The 1,220-nt window shown below is 52.6% G+C and carries 1 protein-coding gene and 1 pseudogene; one reads left to right on the plus strand and one right to left on the minus strand.

Annotated features, from left to right (window positions below; genetic code table 11):
- Positions 1 to 606: 606 nt before the first annotated feature.
- Positions 607 to 1,029 carry an H-NS family histone-like protein gene (locus tag AAC083_RS16640; RefSeq protein ID WP_108537188.1) on the plus strand — a complete coding sequence of 141 codons (423 nt, stop codon included), beginning with the start codon at positions 607 to 609 and terminating at the stop codon, positions 1,027 to 1,029.
- A gap of 103 nt (positions 1,030 to 1,132) precedes the next feature.
- Here AAC083_RS16640 and AAC083_RS23245 read toward each other — a convergent pair.
- A pseudogene (locus AAC083_RS23245) lies at positions 1,133 to 1,220 on the minus strand (plasmid replication protein RepB); the annotation flags it as partial.

Genomic DNA, 1,220 nt, shown 5'->3' on the forward strand with positions numbered 1-1,220 from the left:
CCAAAACGCCCCCTGTTACTGTGGATGGTTTATGAATATGAAAATTTAAGTGATTTGATACGAAATTTAGGTCATGAGATTTTTTTTTAACTGTTCACTGTTAATATGCTTTAAGAAAAATGGTTAGAGACTCTGTAATATCATCCCTCTCTACGTTCAGGATGTATAAAATGCCTGGCTGTGCAGGGCGCAAGCGCCCGCCGCCAGATAAAGACTACCCATAAAATGCCTGACCTTGCAGGCCAGCAAAAAACGCTGGCCGCCGGTCAGAATATAACCCATCTTCGTGGGGACACGTCCCCACACCCCTCCCCTAACACACCAGCTTGCCACTGTCATGCCCCATAAAGGGGCCGATCAACCTCAGTGGAACGTCAGGCGACACGGGCCTTAAAAACGGTTTTGCAGGGAGGGGGGTAGGCTGGCACCTTGGATATCAGTGTAATACCTCACATATCGCGCACAGCCGTATCGCAAGGCTTTAATAATAGCTAGATAGGCTCTATGATGTAGCTCGTTTATATTGCCTCATAGAGGCGCTATTAATAGCGCTCTCGATATGTTTATTTTCGTATTCATCCATGACCATAACCAGGAGTGTTGCCGGTGAATGATTTTCTAAAAGTGTTATTGAATATCCGCAGCCTTCGTGCAGCTGTCCGCGATCTGCCGTTCGACCAGTTGCAGGAAATAAAAGAGAAGTTTGATACAGTCGTCCAAGAACAGCTAAAAGCTGCCGAAGCGGTTCAAGCCGCCAAGCTGGAGCATGAGAAGAAACTGGCGGAGTTCAGAGAGCTGCTGGCAGCAGAAGGGATCTCTGCAGAGGATCTGTTAGGTGGCGCGGCGGTAGGGACGGCATCTGCCGCGAGTCGTACCAAACGGGCTCCCCGTCCGGCAAAATATGCGTACATCGTGGATGGTGAGGAGCGTACCTGGACAGGTCAGGGTCGTATGCCAGCCCAGATCGCAGCCGCCGTTGAAAATGGCAAGTCGCTCGAGGACTTCCTGATCGCTCCCGCGACTGCCTGATCTCCCAGGTCGGCAGCAGGGGGAACGTGGCCAGGGGCGGCGGCCATTCCGCCCCTCGGTCGAGGTCGAACTGATGACCTCGCCTCGCTGGCGGTGCCGATCCTCAATCCCGCATCCCCGACATATCGACTTCCACGCGGCGAAAGCCGATATTCTTCGCGGTTTGCACCGCCGCATCGATGGTCTTGAAC

Origin of the sequence: Aeromonas sp. HMWF014 (assembly GCF_963878295.1) — a bacterium.
Classification (GTDB): domain Bacteria; phylum Pseudomonadota; class Gammaproteobacteria; order Enterobacterales; family Aeromonadaceae; genus Aeromonas; species Aeromonas popoffii.